Consider the following 15,468-nt stretch of genomic DNA (forward strand, 5'->3'; position numbering starts at 1 on the left):
GGAGTGGGCTTGCTTTGCTTACTGATAATGATAAGATAGGTTAATTTTACATGTATACGAGATTTATCATTATCATCATGAACTTTTGTTGATGGTATATATATATTTTTTTACTCATAAGAATAGAACTAGCTTAGTATTTACTGGGGGGGATTAAGAATGAATAGGGATGAAACCTCATTACACCCTGATACGGGTGTTACGTCTGTAATGTTTGTTGAACGATCATTAAATGAAATTCGTTTTTGGTCTAGAATCATGAAGGAGCATTCTTTTTTTCTTCGATTAGGATTTAGATGTGAGGATACCCAACTAATCGAAGAAGCTAATCAATTTTATCGATTGTTTGAACATATCGAACAAATAGCATATTCCTATACAAATGAAACAGATCCTGGGCAAATAAAAAGATTTAATTCAGAAGTACAACAAGCTGCAACTAATATTTGGGGATTTAAACGAAAAATTCTAGGATTAATTCTCACATGTAAATTGCCAGGACAAAATAATTTTCCGCTGTTAGTGGACCATACAAGTAGAGAAGCTAATTATTTTAGAAACCGTTTAATGGAATTAAATGAAGGTAAATTAGATGCCCTTCCTGATGCTATTATTAAAGAAAATGTTTTCTTTTTAAGGATTATGGCAGACCATGCTAAATTTATTGGTCACCTTCTTGATCCATCGGAAAGAAAGCTTGTAGATACAGCCCGGAATTTTAGCAATGATTTTGATGAATTGATGTATCAAGCAATCGACTTAGAATCTATGAAACCACAATCTCAAACAGTACCTCTTTTAGATCAATTTTTAGATCAAAATCGTGTGTCAGTTACATCTCTTCGTGATTTCAAGAAAACGGCACGTGATTTAATTGAGCAATGTAAAATAAAGAGTATCATTCATCCATTATTAGCAGACCATGTATTTCGTGAAGCTGATAGATTTCTTGAAATAATTGATATGTTTGATGCTCATCTTACCAATATTAAATCACAACCTAGATAGTGAAAAATAAGAAAAGATACTATTTTTCCTTAAGCTGAGAAGTTAACAGTTTATTGTTAACTTCTTTCTTTATGATGGACTCATACATTATTTTATTAAATATTACCAAAGGGATTTTTAATGTATAATTTCTTTTGATAAATTGAGGATTTCAGGAAAATTGACAGTAGGCAATAGTTTCAGGAATTTGAAAGTAAACGAATAATAAAAAAGTTACTTTCATGGATGATAAAGAATGTTAATTATTAAAGGTTAACTTAAGGAAGATTTTACACATGTTTTGAAGAAAAAAGACGACCTATTAAATGTCATCTTTCGTTTTTCTTTTAGAACAATGCTTTAATAAAAACATTTTATAAATTTACGTATATTTAGGGGGGAACCCCTTTTTCCCCACCCTTTGCCTCACACCCCAAAATACGGGATTAGCCCCTAATCTACAGGCTGACTGAGAATTCGTCGATTGATGGTAATCCAAGTAACTGTAAATAATATCATTAATAGTATTACAATGGGATACAATTTGCTTTGAGGTATCATGCATTAATCCTCCCATTGCCTCTGCTACAATCTGATTTAATATGAGATCATATTTTAAAATGGAAAACTGATAATAATACTAACAAAAACATCCTCTGACTACTTCCTTTTATAAATCTAAAATTCAATAAACCTATTTCTCCTCATACCATGGGTTTAAATGAATTAGTACTTCATATACTTCTGGGTTCTGATTTATTATAGTATTTTTTATCTCTCTACAAATATCATGTCCTTGTTGGATAGTTAAATATGCCGGAACACTAATTCTAATATCAATTAATACATAGTGACCATGATCACGCACACGCATTCTTCAAACCTTGCAAGACACATATCGGAACAAAAGCATTGCGGCGAAAAAATTAGGAATGTCGCGCGCTAATTTGTATAAGAAAATCAAAAAGTATGAGATTACATATGTAATACATCCAAACCTCAAATGATGAGCTTTATTAAAGAGACCATCATTCAGGATCATTCAAGTTTCCTTTTCATAAAAACTAGACTAAACTTCTCTCCAGTTTTTAAAATTTCACAACTTACTTTGAATAAAGATTCTTCTTTCTCCCATTGAAATTATTTAAGAAAAACAAAATAGTCGGAAAAATAAGTATAATGTTGTTTAAAACGATATTAAGAACCATTATTTTATACTACATTTGCTTCTACGATATTTTTTAAATATACTTTTCTTATAAATAAAAAAAGGAAGTGCATGATATGATTGATATTTTTAGTAGATTCCTTGAGATAACGAATAACATTTTATGGTCATATATTCTTATTGCAATGTTAATCGGCCTCGGGCTTTATTTTTCTTTTAAATTGAAATTTGTACAAATTAGCCATTTTGGTGACATGGTACGATTAATCAGTAATGGCTTTAACAAAAAGACAAAGAAAAAGGATAGCATATCCCCGTTTCAAGCATTTTGTTTGAGTGCAGCAGCCCGCATTGGAATCGGAAACTTAGCTGGTGTGGCGCTAGCTATTTCAATGGGCGGACCTGGTGCAGTATTTTGGATGTGGTTCATTGCGATTATTGGAGCTGCTACAAGCTTTGTAGAGTGTACACTTGCACAAATTTATAAGATAAAAGACGGACGTGGATTCCGCGGGGGTCCCGCTTATTATATGGAGAAGGGACTAAATAAACGCTGGATGGGCGTTTGGTTCTCACTCCTGATTACTGTTACTTATGGATTAATTTTCAACTCTGTACAAGCAAATACAGTAACATTAGCATTTGAAAACGCATTTGGTTTAGAACGGTACATCGTAGGAATTGTAATGGCTGCATTAGTTGCGATTATTATTTTTGGTGGTATTAAAAGTATCGCACGTATTACAGAAACGATTGTTCCGCCAATGGCGATTGTTTATATCGCCGTAGCTGTTTTTGTTGTAATTAAAAACTTCTATATTTTACCTGATATTTTTCTAGAAATATTTAGAGGTGCATTTGGTTTAGATCAAGCAATTGCTGGCGGCATCGGGGCAGCAATGAAGTATGGTATTCAGCGTGGTTTATTCGCAACAGAAGCGGGTATGGGTAGTTCACCAAACGCCGCCGCTACATCAGATGTCACTCATCCTGTAAAGCAAGGACTTGTTCAAGCGCTTGGCGTTTTCGTTGATACGTTTTTAGTATGTACTTCAACAGCATTTATCGTCTTATGCTCCGGGGCATATAAGCAAGCGAATTTAGAAGGAATTGAGTTAACACAAATTGCATTAAGTTCACAAATTGGCTCATGGGCAAGCAGTTTCTTAGCGATTATTATTTTCTTATTTGCGTTTAGTTCATTACTAGGAAACTACTATTATGGTGAAACCAATATTGCATTCATTAAAGAAAGTAAATCATGGTTAATGATTTATCGCGTTGCAGTAGTTGCGATGATTTTATTCGGATCCGTTGCGACACTTCAAACTGTTTGGAATATGGCTGATTTCTTTATGGGTCTTATGGTATTTACAAATTTAATTGCCATTACCCTTCTTGGTAAGTTTGCATATGCCGCTTTAGCAGACTATATAAAACAAAAGAAAGCTGGAAAAACACCAATTTTCCAAGCTGATTCTATTCCTGGCTTACAGAATACAGAGTGTTGGGAAAAAGAGAATTCAAAGGAAGAAAAACAAGCCGTATAGGAAAAGAAAGAAAATCCAATTTCTTACTATGAGAAATCCCCCTTATTACAAATTGAATTTGTAATAAGGGGGATCTTTTTGAATGCATAATCCTACTCATTTTTGTGCTTGTTTGAATTAGAGAAAAGTGCGATGCGTTACTTATTCAACCAAAGAGTTTTAAAAATTGCAAAAATACAAGTTACTTTTCATACACATTATGAATTTTTCACTGCTTCAATTTCTAAAGATTCTTCGTGCCACCAAAGTGCTTCTTCAGGATCTTGCTTCGCTATTGCGTGTGCTTCTTTTTTCGTTTCTACAGTCGGGTACGAACCTTTCAAGGCACGACCTGACGTTGTCACAAATAGTAGGCTAAATACAATGATGCCAATTAAGCTGACACCGGTTAAATAAAATGCGGGTGCAAGTGCATTTCCAGTAGCATGAACTAAATATGAACATACGAGCGGTGTTGTTCCACCAAATATGGATACGGAGATATTAAATGATATCGAGAGTGCACGATAACGTACATCTGTGAAAAAGAGAGATGGTAATAAAGAAGGCAGTGTTCCTTCATAAACACTAAGGAAGAAACCTAAAACAAAGATACCTATAAAAATAGCTGCAATATGTCCATTGCTGATTAATAAAAAGGCAGGAATTGAACATACTGTCAAACCGAGTAATCCGAATTGTACTACACGTTTATTACCAACTTTATCGCTTAATTTCCCGAAATAAAGCGCCAGTGGAATCATGAGTGCCATCGTAATTGAAATAATGATTAAACCAGTCGTTTCTTTAATTTTTAATACTTGTGTTAGATAAGAAGGAATATAAGAAAGGATCATATAGTTTGTAATATTAAAGAAGGCAACAATTACTGTGCTTAAAAGAAAGTCTTTTTTATGATATTTCAAAATATCAATAAACGGAATTTGTTCATCTTCTTCAGAATCTCCCTGCGCTTTTTCCATCTCTTGGAATATAGGAGATTCATCTAAATGGCGGCGTAAATATAAACCGACCAAACCAATTGGGGCAGCAATTAAGAACGGGATACGCCATCCCCAGCTAAGCATTTGTTCATCTGTTAACACTACCGTCAAAACAGTAACGATTACTGAAGCCGCGATGTAACCAGAAAGCGTCCCAATTTCAAGACCACTACCAAGTATACCACGCTTCTTATCGGGAGATGATTCAGCGATATACACCATCGCTCCTGAATATTCCCCACCTGTGGAAAACCCTTGAACCATACGAGCAACTAATAATAAAATCGGTGCCCAAATTCCAATTTGTTCGTAGGTTGGTAGTAGTGCAATGAATAATGTCGAAAGTGCCATTAAGATAATAGTTGTACTTAATACAATCTTTCGGCCATATTTATCACCAATTCTACCAAAGAAAATACCACCAATCGGCCTAACTAAGAAGGCAGCAGCAAATGTACCAAATGTTAATACAAGCTGTAAGCCACTATCGTGAACACCAGAGAAGAATAATTGACTTAAAATAACCGCTAAATACGCATATAGGCCAAAGTCAAACCACTCCATTGCATTCCCAATACCAGTAGCAATAACGGCTTTCCTGGCTTGTTTTGGGTTCACTACAATTACATCTTGAGGTCCAAAATCTAAATTATTTTTTTGTTGCATATAATAAAAACAGCTCCTTATTTCATTTAAATCATTAAGCACACTTTCTCTTATAGAATAAATTCAATACGAAGCACTTAAGGAAAAGCACCCTCTCTTTACCTATTACTATTGTTTCATAAAATCAATTCCTTGTCTAACGATATGGGGTATAGACCACATGATAAAGCGCTTTCACAAAAAGGGATACACCCTATAAATATTTCGGAAACATCCATATACCCCATATTTTATATAGAAATATTGAGTATTCTTCTCCTATACCATTTATTTTCCAAATATATCGCTTGTTTCTCAACATATATCCGTAATTCAATAAATTTCGGTATTCGCCAAAAAAAATTAAAAAGCTACTTCAAAAAGTAGCTTTTGACAAGAAATTTCGGTCCACAACCACATCCGGCACTTTCCCCGCAATCTCCTCCCCAATCTTCAAACTAGCCGTTGCTGCTGGAGACGGTGCATTACAAATATGCATAGAGTTGATGCCCGGGATAATACAGAAGTCATCTACCATATTTCCATTCGATAGAATCGCCTGCGCCCTTACACCAGCATGAGTTGGAACGATGTCTTTCTCTGTAAGTTCTGGTATGAGGTGCTGCAAGCTTTTAAGAAAAGATTGTTTACTAAAAGAACGAATCATTTCCTTCATGCCCTCTTTCATATTCGGCATCGCCATCTTCCAAAATCCTGCGTATGTCATTGTTTCCATAAAGTCTTTTATATCAAAATCCTTTTTTGTATATCCTTCACGTTTAAAACTTAACACTGCATTAGGCCCAGCATGTACGTCCCCATTTATCATTCTTGTAAAGTGAACGCCTAAGAATGGAAAGTCTGGGTTGGGAACTGGGTAAATTAAATGTTTTACAAGATGACGTTTTTCTGGAATGAGTTCATAATATTCACCTCGGAACGGGACGATTTTCATATCTGTTAGTATTCCTGCTTTTTTTGCGATTCGGTCGCTATGTAGTCCAGCGCAATTAATGAGAAATCTTGTTTCAAAGACGCCTTTGTTTGTTTCGATTGTAACGAAATCTTTGTGTTCAAAAATTCGTTCTGCTTTTGTACCTAAGTGTACTTCTCCTCCGCTTTTCTCTATGAAACGTGCAAATGTATGACTGACTCCTTTATAATCGGCAATGCCGCAAGAAGGAACGCGAATAGCTCCTACTCCTTTTACGTGGGGTTCGATTTCCGCTAGTTCTCCTTGGTTGATTTTTGAAATGTTCAGCCCATTTTGTAGACCTCTTTCATACAGGTTATGCAAAAGAGGAATTTCTTCTTTTTCTGTTGCAACGATCACCTTTCCGCACATGTCATAGGCAATGCCATTTTCTTTGCAGAACTGAACCATCGCTGCGTTTCCTTCTTTTGCAAATCTCGCTTTATAGCTACCTGGTTTGTAGTAAATGCCAGAATGAATGACACCGCTATTATGTCCTGTTTGGTGATGCGCAAGTTCGTTCTCTTTTTCAATTACTGCGATTTTGGCATGAGGAAATTTTTTCGTTAAGGCCATTCCAGTTGAAAGCCCCACAATTCCTCCGCCGATAATTAGAAAATCATACATTTAACTTCCCCCTTATGTCTGTATCCCCTATATTAGGAAAGGCAGGCCTTATTGTAAGACCCGCCACATGTATTATTTAGAAAAACAGCCGCGCTGGCGCATGAGTTCTCGATATAGATCTTTGTTTTTCTCAAAAGGAGCGCGCCCATGCATCCAAAATAAATTGTTTAATAGAACAAGATCCCCAACTGGTAGTTTTAATGCGTGTGTTGCTGGAGAGTTTTCAACAGAGTATGATAATTCCTTCAAATATGTTGCCTGTTCAATATTATCCGGATAAGCAAATTGATCAATAAAACAAATGCACGGTGCATTGTTTACATCAAAAAATGTTTCACGGTATACGATTTCTTGCGCATTTTTACTTGGAGGCGCTTTGTACGTAACCTTAACTGATGCGAGTGGATGATTGCGAAACTTATCAAGTTCTTCCCAATCATCTAAATGAAGCAGGCGTGATTCGCCGCCTACTGCATTCTTTTCCTCTATTTTCATCATAAGGAGCCAATCTGTCGGTTCGTCAACAAATGTCCCGTCTGTATGAAGCGTAAATAATCGATATGCTTGGCGAAGATACGAATCACTACTATCTGTATCTTTCACGTTAAATCTTGCGTAATACGTTCCTGTCATCGCGTCAAAGTTAGACGTACCAATTAAATGTGTTAATGCAGTTGCAAATTTCACATAGTCTCCTGCATCAGTCGTTTCGCCTTGTACACCAATTGTAAACCCGCCCGTTTCACGGTCATGAATAATACCTCGAACATTTTCCATAAAGGATTCACCAAAAAGCTTTTTCATTTGATCCGCAATAATAAAACGCGAATACGGAATATATTGTAAGGATTGCTCCGAATGTTCTTTTACCCCTTCGAAAAACTGCCCAAGCAATTGCCCGTCTAACACAATATGATACAACCTTTTATGTTCTGGATGAGGCACAATTTCATACCCCTCATATTTCTTCGCAAACTTCATCTTCACTTCTTGCTTTGTAATCACTGACATTTTATTTCCTCCTTTAGTTTAAGTAAACGAAAAAGCCAGTCATACGCATCTACAATAAAAATTGTAGAAAACGTACAACTGGCTTTAAATTACGAGTGTTCTTTAATCTCTTAAAGTACAGTAATAATAGACAGTTTTTTTATGAAAATATGTGCAAAACAGAAAATGAAGATCGGATATAGAGAAGGCTAATTTCTCGTATGGATCTTATCACTTTGTAATTATATGATAATTCAAAATATTTACACTGTCAATATGTTTTTATTATTTATTTTCATGTAGTTAACCATAATACTTAATCTCAGCATTCTCTTTCTTTGCTCGAATCGTGATTCTTCCAGTAAATTGTGGTGGATTTTCATATTTTTTCTCAACTTCATCAAACATAGCTGTTAAAATAGATTCTAACTCGCCTAATGTAGTTTCCTTTGATAACCCTTTTACTCTTGCAATTTCAATACTTTTATAGGCACCCTCAACATTTACTAGCTCTTCTTCACCGAATCCTTTTACTTCAAATTCTACTTTCATTTTCTCCAAGTCATTCCCTCCTTCTGAAAACTGCTCTTTAGTAGAAGAGCAATCCTACTTTTATTGTATATGAAGCAGCAATAATTCACACCATATTCATCTATTATAATTTTTATATTTAAGAGGACTTTCTTTTGACATGTACTTTTCATTTTCTTTTTCCTGGCCACACGCTTTACATATGTTACACGTTTTCACCACACCATTTTTCGCGCACCCTCTTTTTTGCTTTACACCTTGATTTAATTTTGACATTTTATCAGCCTTCTCATTAGATAAACATAAAAAAGCCAGTTATATTCCGCTCACTAAATAAGCTGAAATATAACTGGCTCTCGTCTATGAACGCTCTTTACAGAATAAAGTGCAATAAACTAGGCAGTTTGTTATAGATTTGTTTCCTCGCACTCTTCTAGCGGTTTGTTGCCATTTAAATAGTTTGTATATTGACGATATAAATCTTTTACCGCGCTAATAATTGCATTTTGCGCTTTTCCTTGATAGTGATACGTGATTTCTTGAATGATATCTTCAATACCATCTCGTAAACTATGTCCTCTTAACATTTGAGCAATAAAGTCTCTCCCATGTTCAGTAGCAAGGGTACATGACGCTTCAATTATAACGTGATATTTGTGATCTGCTTCTATTGTAATTGTTAATGTTTCATAGACACTGCGTACAGCCATCCCTTTCGGAAGTCTTGAGTGTCCTGCCATGAAAAAAGTACCTTTACGCATGTTCATCCCCCATTTTATAACTTATACTTGATCGATATATACTGTCTTCACCCTTGTATAAAATTCTGCAGCTGTTTTTCCTTGTTCACGTGGTCCCGCGCTCGAATTTTTCATTCCCCCAAACGGAACTTGCGGCTCTGCTCCTGCAGTTTCTGAGTTGACATGGACCATTCCAACTTCCATATCATCGATAAACTGCTGGGCTAGACTGAGATTATTTGTACAAACAGATGCGCTCAGCCCATATTCTGTATCGTTCGCCAAATAAATCGCTTCTTGATAATTGTTCACCTTAAATAAACAAATAACAGGGCCGAAAATTTCTTCTTTCGCAATTCGCGCGTCTTGCGGTACGTCTTCAAAAATAGTCGGCAGGACATAATATCCTTGTTTTAACTCATCTTCTTCTGGTACGTCGCCTCCGCAAAGTAATGAAGCTTCTTTCTTTCCAACTTCAATCATCGATAAAACAGCGTGCTGTTGACTCTCGGATACGCACGGCCCCATAAACGTATTTTGTTCGAATGGGTTTCCAGCCTTAAGCGCTTCTGTACGCAATAGGAGCTCACTTCGAAATTCTTCATAAATGTCCTCTTCAATAATCACTCTGCTTGTCGCTGTGCATTTTTGCCCCGTTGACATAAATGCACCTCTTATCGCAATATCGACTGCCTTCTGAACATCAGCATCCTTTAATACGACTAATGGGTTTTTCCCTCCCATTTCTAACTGCACTTTCTTTCCGCTTGCAATCGCGGTTTGCTGAATGGTTTTTCCGACGCTATTCGAACCAGTAAAGGATATCGCTTTTATATCCGGGTTTTCTGTTAATTCCGTTCCAACGACTGAACCTTTTCCGAATACACAATTGATCACTCCAGCAGGAATTCCTGCCTCGTGAAAAGCATTCACAAGGTGATAGACTGATTTTGGCGTAATTTCAGCAGGCTTTATGACAACCGTATTCCCGTAAATAAGTGCCGGCGCCATTTTCCATGCGGGAATCGCAATTGGAAAGTTCCACGGCGTAATAAGTCCGACTGGTCCAACTGCTACACGTTTGCTGTAGAGCATTGTTTTCGGATTTGCCGAAGGAATCATTTCTCCTACTGGCTGATTCGCTTCTCCTGCATAGTATTCAAGAATACTGATTGCTCGCTTCGTCTCTCCCATTCCTTCCGCAATCGTCTTTCCTTCTTCGCTTGTTAAATCTTGACCGATTTCAGTAACCCTCTCCTTTAATATCGCTGCTGCTTTCCATAAATAACTTGCCCGCTCTTGGAATGATAGCCCTTGCCAATGTTGAAAAGCTTCTTTCGCTGATGCAATAGCCGCCCTAGTATCATCTGCCGAGCTTAATGGAAATTCTCCTAATACTTCTCCATTATGCGGGTTATAGTTTTTCGAATATTGATTTGTAGATGGCTCTCTCCACTGGCCATTTATATAATTGAAAAACTGCATTCTTCTACCTCCATCATTGTTTCTTATTTTGATAGATTCGCAATTGCACTTTCAAGAATCGCAAGCCCTTCCTCAAGTTGTTCATCTGTAATAACAAGGGGCGGTAAGAAACGAAGGACATTTCCATAAATTCCAGCGCTTATTGTGATTACACCTTTGTTATGCGTTTCTTGCATAATCGCTTTTACTTCTTCTGTTGCTGGCTCTTTCGTATTGCGATCTTTGACAAGTTCGATCGCCGTCATAGCCCCAAGGCCTCTTACATCTCCAATACATTCATATTTTTCCTTCCAGCTATGGAACACTTCCATCATACGGCTACCGATGACTTCAGCACGTTTTACTAACTGCTCTTCTTCAATTACATCTAAAACAGCGAGTGCAGCTGCGCAAGCAACCGGACTTCCTGAAAAGGTACCACCAAGTTGTCCCGGCCCAGGAGCATCCATCAATTCCGCTCTTCCTGTTACTGCGCTAAGCGGCATCCCTGCAGCAATGGATTTGGAAAATGTCATTAAATCAGGAGCTACGCCAAAATGATCCATCGCAAACAAACTTCCTGTACGAGCAAAGCCCGTTTGAATCTCATCAGCAATCATGATAATTCCATATTTATCACAAAGGTTTCTAACGCCTTGTATAAACGTAGCACTTGGAACGATAAATCCACCTTCACCTTGAAGCGGTTCCAAAATGATGGCAGCAATATTATCACTCGCTACTTCCTCTAACATAAAACGTTCGAAATACGCTAAAATTCGCTCATCTACTTCTTCTTTCGTCATGCCGTCTTCTGCGCGGTAATAATACGGATAAGGCAGCTTGTATACATCTGATGCAAACGGGCCAAATCCATGCTTATAAGGTTTTACTTTACTCGTAAGCGACATCGTCAGAAGTGTACGTCCGTGATATGCACGTTCAAACGAAACGATGGCACTGCGCCCAGTCGCTTTCCTAGCGATTTTCACAGCATTTTCTACCGCTTCCGCCCCGCTATTAGCAAACATTGTTTTTTTCTTAAAATCTCCTGGCGTTAATTCATTCAATCTCTCAGCTAGTTCAATATAGCTTTCATACGGTGCTACATGAAAACAACTATGAATAGAAGATTCCACTTGGCTCTGAATGGCTTGTACGACCTTCGGATGACAATGCCCAACATTTTGCATACCAATCCCGCCTGCAAAATCTATTAATTCATTGCCATCTACATCCGTAATGATTGCTCCTTTTGCCGACCCTACATATAACTGCGTAATATTATAAGGGCCACCAGGCACCGCATTGTTTCTTCTCTCATGTAGACTATTAGATTTTGTCGTTACAATATTTTGCTTTTCTTTTAACATGGAACATACCCCTTTCTTACTCCTTCTCTAAACTAACTTTCGAATCTTGTATAATCGTAAACTCTTCGTTTATCGGTACTCGTTTATTTCTATCTCTTAAGAAATAAATTGCGATAACGATAGCAGTCGCTAACATCGTCATATAAAATTGCATTCTCATATCCTCTATAAACGCTTGTGCAACAAATATCGTAATAATCATCGCAAGTGTTGCATATGTGAGGTAAGGGAATAACCACATTTTTACCTTTAGTTGCCCCGAGTCTTCTCTTTCAGCTTTTCTTCTTAACCGAATATGTGAAACGGCAACGAACATATACATCAGCATTGTAACGCCGCCTGAGCTATTCGCTAAAAAAGCAAATAATTTATCAGGTGATATGAACTTGAGCATAGCGCAAATGAATGCAAATACAATACTTGCATAGATTGCCCAAACGGGTGTCCCTCTACTGTTTAACTTTGAAAAAATAAAAGGAGCGTCTCCCTTTTTCGCAAGTGAAAATAACATACGAGAACTCGTGTATATTCCGGAATTCATAACCGAAAGGAGCGACAGAAACACAACTCCATTCATAATTTCTGCAGCAGCAGGGATTCCTGCCATCTGAAATAAACTTGCATATGGTAGTTTCAATAATTCTGCATTGTTCCACGGCATAAAAATGACCAAAATCGTTACAGACCCTACAAAGAAAATCATAAGACGCCATACAACACTGTTAATCGCTCTTATTACGTTTTTCTCTGGATTGTCAGACTCTCCGGCCGCAATCGCTGCTACTTCACTCCCCGATAAGGAGAAAGAAATAAATACAACACTGAGCAATACAGGCATAATCCCTTTTGGAAAAAAGCCTCCGTTTTCAGAGATCATCGAAAGGTCTGGTCTATCTACGTTAGGAACAAGTCCAAAAATCATTGCAATTCCTAACACTAAAAATGCAAGAATCGCTACAACTTTAATAAATGCTAACCAATATTCAAACTCTCCATATAACTTCACTGAATAAACATTTGTCATTGTCATAAGGATAATCACGAACAAACTCGCTATCCATGTTGGTATGGAAGGAAACCAATTATTGATCATCACGCCTAACAATACCGCTTCAATTGCAATAATGATGAGCCAATTGAACCAATATAACCAACCGATTGTGTACCCTGCCCAAGGTCCAATTGCCTTATGTGCATATGTTGAGAATGAACCACTATCAGGGTTTACCGCAGCCATCTCCCCGAGCATCCGCATCACAAGTACAACCATTAAAGCGCCAATGATATAGGACAAAATGGCAGCTGGACCTGTTGATTGAATAATTGTCCCACTTCCTACAAATAAGCCTCCCCCGATAACCCCGCCAATCGAAATCATTGTTATATGCCTGGTTTTTAAGTCTTTTTGTAATTCCTTTTTTTCTTGCACCAAAAAGATCACCAACCTATAAGTATTTATTTTCATAAATCCTTTTCTTAAAGTGAACATACATAATATCGAAACATCGCCCATGATTGATAACGCTTTCTCAAAATCCTCCTATAAGGTAAAACTTTAATCAGCGGGCGGATTCTTCATCCCCACTGATTATTAATTGAACGAATCGGACCTTTATGGGCAATTATCCTCCACCTTCTGAATCTTGAGGCGTGGGGTCTTACTGCCCGTTAAGACGGGATAAATAGAAACAATAAAAAGAGCCAGAAAAACAATGTAAAGAATTACATTGGATTTTACTGTCTCTATCCTTATGGCTCGTCTTCCTGCTAAGGAAGTTCAAGTGGAAAGAAGCCAATCATCCTCGATTAAATTGAACGAAATCATATCCGGGCATGCAGAGAGGCTAATCACTGTCATCCGATAATAAGCTAATAATAATACAAATAGACTGAATATTCAACATTTATTTTAAATTCAGTCATTCGCTATAAAAAAACGAAATTTATAAATTCCAAAACATATACTATTTAAAAGTAAAAAAAGGAAGTGATTTCCATGTATTACGGAACAAAAGGATGGTACGTAGCCGAACTTAAAAAAATAGGCGTTCGTTATTATGAAGGAAGAAAATTGGAAAGCTATCGTGCCCATGTTTTACGCAATTTATTAGCTGCAAAACAAGAAGAACTTAAAGGTAAGTAATCTATTATGATTCATCGATAAAACGATATCGACTGTTCTTTCGAATATATAAGGTAGCACCGCATACCCATCAAACTAAGATTATATAAGTATAATTTCATGTGAGATTTTTTCTTCCTTTTCAACATAAAAGATGCAGCTACGAAGACACCAATTACTGACCTTGAAACATATCTAGATGCAATTAAAAATACCTTCATGTACATCCAGCCGGTACTAAGAATATGGAACCTGAAGCTATGTTCCATACAGAATTTCCAACTAGCGGCACTTATAAAATATGGGGACAATTCCAGCATAAAGGTAAGGTATTTACAGTACCGTATGTAATTACTATTCCTTAACAACAATCAATACAAATAATAAAAAAATCGCTTCAGATAGCGATTTTTTTCTATTTACTTTTATCTTATTTAAGAGCAGTTAGTATCTTCGGAAAAACCAGTGAAACATATATTCTTTCATAAAGCTTTTAATAAGAATATAAGGTCTAATCCTTGTTGAATATAGAATTAGTCCCTATGTTTACTTCATATAATGTTTTGTTATGTAATCCTGACATGATTAGAATATTCTTAATGGAACATTTCGTTATTTCTATTAAAATGGAATAAAAAGGAGATGATTATACTGAAAATCTTTTTCTATTTCTTACTCATCCTGTTATTTCTTGTGGTTGATTACTATTGCTTAGATATGGATAGCAAAAGATGGGGATGGTTTAAAAATAGAAGTAAAAAGCAAAAAACAATCTTTTTTACTCTTGTTCTTCTCTTAACTTTCATAGGATACATACTTCTTGATGCTAAGTACTTTCTTTCATAAGCTAAAAGAACCAATTTTTCTTTCGGGCTCAATAGTTCATAGCACTCACTTCCCGTTCCCATAATACTACTGATTATGCAAAGGGAAATTCCCTTCAGTACTTGTGAAGGGGGATATTAAAGGTTTTACAATACTTTATGTTATTGACACTTCCCCCCTAAAGGAGCAAGCTGGAAAAACCAGTGGGATTCTTGCAACCAATTAAAAAAGCGCCCTATAAACAGGGCGCTTCACTTTTACCTAATGACTAATATTAGCCGATGGGTATAATGTTGTTCCTCCAATTGAAACTTTTATTTCATTTGTTAATGGAACATTTTGTTCATTAATAATTGTTCTCCACCATTCCCATGCAAGACCTGTACATTCTCTCGCTACGACTTTTACATTCTTTGAATTCGGTGGAAGTGGTATGACTGTATTGAAATGAGCAGTTCTGTCTCTGCCACTTCCTTCCCAAGTTTTATGG

At 36.6% G+C, this 15,468-nt stretch carries 12 protein-coding genes and 2 pseudogenes; 4 read left to right on the top strand and 10 right to left on the bottom strand.

The features are described 5' to 3' along the window. The first annotated feature begins 159 nt into the window (after nucleotides 1–159). Nucleotides 160–1,008 carry a DUF2935 domain-containing protein gene (locus CN288_RS18520; RefSeq protein WP_090691392.1) on the top strand — a complete coding sequence of 283 codons (849 nt, stop codon included), beginning with the start codon at nucleotides 160–162 and terminating at the stop codon, nucleotides 1,006–1,008. A 673-nt stretch (nucleotides 1,009–1,681) separates the two neighbouring features. Here the strand turns inward: CN288_RS18520 and CN288_RS18525 are convergent. Next, a pseudogene (locus tag CN288_RS18525) lies at nucleotides 1,682–1,864 on the bottom strand (cation transporter dimerization domain-containing protein); the annotation flags it as partial. Between CN288_RS18525 and CN288_RS18530 the strand changes: the two are divergent. Next, a pseudogene (locus tag CN288_RS18530) lies at nucleotides 1,851–1,994 on the top strand (helix-turn-helix domain-containing protein); the annotation flags it as partial. The pseudogenes CN288_RS18525 and CN288_RS18530 overlap by 14 nt on opposite strands. Nucleotides 1,995–2,271: 277 nt before the next feature. Beyond that, nucleotides 2,272–3,705: an alanine/glycine:cation symporter family protein gene (locus CN288_RS18535; protein ID WP_090691388.1), complete on the top strand. Its 1,434-nt coding sequence runs from the start codon at nucleotides 2,272–2,274 to the stop codon at nucleotides 3,703–3,705. A 197-nt stretch (nucleotides 3,706–3,902) separates the two neighbouring features. On the opposite strand, the gene CN288_RS18540 is transcribed toward CN288_RS18535, so the two are convergent. The 8 genes from CN288_RS18540 to CN288_RS18575 form a co-directional block, all read right to left on the bottom strand. Then, on the bottom strand, nucleotides 3,903–5,354 hold the full coding sequence (locus CN288_RS18540) for an MFS transporter (protein WP_026590694.1): 1,452 nt from the start codon (nucleotides 5,352–5,354) through the stop codon (nucleotides 3,903–3,905). 355 nt (nucleotides 5,355–5,709) lie between these two features. Continuing rightward, the gene (gene lhgO / locus CN288_RS18545) at nucleotides 5,710–6,933 is read right to left on the bottom strand and encodes an L-2-hydroxyglutarate oxidase (RefSeq protein WP_098302820.1); all 1,224 of its coding nucleotides are present in this window, start codon (nucleotides 6,931–6,933) and stop codon (nucleotides 5,710–5,712) included. Nucleotides 6,934–7,005: 72 nt separating this feature from the next. Further along, the gene (gene glaH, locus CN288_RS18550; RefSeq protein WP_090691384.1) at nucleotides 7,006–7,944 is read right to left on the bottom strand and encodes a glutarate dioxygenase GlaH; all 939 of its coding nucleotides are present in this window, start codon (nucleotides 7,942–7,944) and stop codon (nucleotides 7,006–7,008) included. Nucleotides 7,945–8,226: 282 nt separating this feature from the next. Beyond that, a complete protein-coding gene (locus CN288_RS18555) occupies nucleotides 8,227–8,475 on the bottom strand; it encodes a hypothetical protein (protein WP_244525417.1) in 249 nt (82 codons plus the stop codon). Between the two features lie 386 nt (nucleotides 8,476–8,861). After that, nucleotides 8,862–9,215 carry a DUF3870 domain-containing protein gene (locus tag CN288_RS18560; RefSeq protein ID WP_026590699.1) on the bottom strand — a complete coding sequence of 118 codons (354 nt, stop codon included), beginning with the start codon at nucleotides 9,213–9,215 and terminating at the stop codon, nucleotides 8,862–8,864. 21 nt (nucleotides 9,216–9,236) lie between these two features. After that, nucleotides 9,237–10,679 (bottom strand): aldehyde dehydrogenase family protein, encoded by a 1,443-nt coding sequence (locus tag CN288_RS18565; RefSeq protein WP_098302821.1) that lies wholly within the window; start codon nucleotides 10,677–10,679, stop codon nucleotides 9,237–9,239. Nucleotides 10,680–10,702: 23 nt separating this feature from the next. Next, complete coding sequence (gabT, locus tag CN288_RS18570) at nucleotides 10,703–12,031, bottom strand: 4-aminobutyrate--2-oxoglutarate transaminase (protein WP_026590701.1); 1,329 nt, start codon at nucleotides 12,029–12,031, stop codon at nucleotides 10,703–10,705. A gap of 16 nt (nucleotides 12,032–12,047) precedes the next feature. Further along, a complete protein-coding gene (locus CN288_RS18575; protein ID WP_441296565.1) occupies nucleotides 12,048–13,496 on the bottom strand; it encodes an amino acid permease in 1,449 nt (482 codons plus the stop codon). Between the two features lie 531 nt (nucleotides 13,497–14,027). Here CN288_RS18575 and CN288_RS18580 point away from each other — a divergent pair. Continuing rightward, nucleotides 14,028–14,174, top strand: coding sequence for a YflJ family protein (locus CN288_RS18580; RefSeq protein ID WP_081810963.1), 147 nt, complete (start codon nucleotides 14,028–14,030; stop codon nucleotides 14,172–14,174). A 1,065-nt stretch (nucleotides 14,175–15,239) separates the two neighbouring features. On the opposite strand, the gene CN288_RS18590 is transcribed toward CN288_RS18580, so the two are convergent. Further along, nucleotides 15,240–15,468, bottom strand: a 229-nt coding sequence (locus tag CN288_RS18590; protein ID WP_303745782.1) for a thiol-activated cytolysin C-terminal domain-containing protein, incomplete at its 5' end; no start/stop codon positions are given.

The organism is Bacillus sp. AFS023182 (genome assembly GCF_002560575.1).
GTDB lineage: Bacteria > Bacillota > Bacilli > Bacillales > Bacillaceae_G > Bacillus_A > Bacillus_A arachidis.

Coding starts and splice junctions, on each gene's coding strand:
- CN288_RS18520 (WP_090691392.1), top strand. CDS start 160: ATGAATAGGGATGAAACCTCATTACACCCTGATACGGGTGTTACGTCT.
- CN288_RS18535 (WP_090691388.1), top strand. CDS start 2,272: ATGATTGATATTTTTAGTAGATTCCTTGAGATAACGAATAACATTTTA.
- CN288_RS18540 (WP_026590694.1), bottom strand. CDS start 5,354: ATGCAACAAAAAAATAATTTAGATTTTGGACCTCAAGATGTAATTGTA.
- lhgO (WP_098302820.1), bottom strand. CDS start 6,933: ATGTATGATTTTCTAATTATCGGCGGAGGAATTGTGGGGCTTTCAACT.
- glaH (WP_090691384.1), bottom strand. CDS start 7,944: ATGTCAGTGATTACAAAGCAAGAAGTGAAGATGAAGTTTGCGAAGAAA.
- CN288_RS18555 (WP_244525417.1), bottom strand. CDS start 8,475: ATGAAAGTAGAATTTGAAGTAAAAGGATTCGGTGAAGAAGAGCTAGTA.
- CN288_RS18560 (WP_026590699.1), bottom strand. CDS start 9,215: ATGCGTAAAGGTACTTTTTTCATGGCAGGACACTCAAGACTTCCGAAA.
- CN288_RS18565 (WP_098302821.1), bottom strand. CDS start 10,679: ATGCAGTTTTTCAATTATATAAATGGCCAGTGGAGAGAGCCATCTACA.
- gabT (WP_026590701.1), bottom strand. CDS start 12,031: ATGTTAAAAGAAAAGCAAAATATTGTAACGACAAAATCTAATAGTCTA.
- CN288_RS18575 (WP_441296565.1), bottom strand. CDS start 13,496: ATGAAAATAAATACTTATAGGTTGGTGATCTTTTTGGTGCAAGAAAAA.
- CN288_RS18580 (WP_081810963.1), top strand. CDS start 14,028: ATGTATTACGGAACAAAAGGATGGTACGTAGCCGAACTTAAAAAAATA.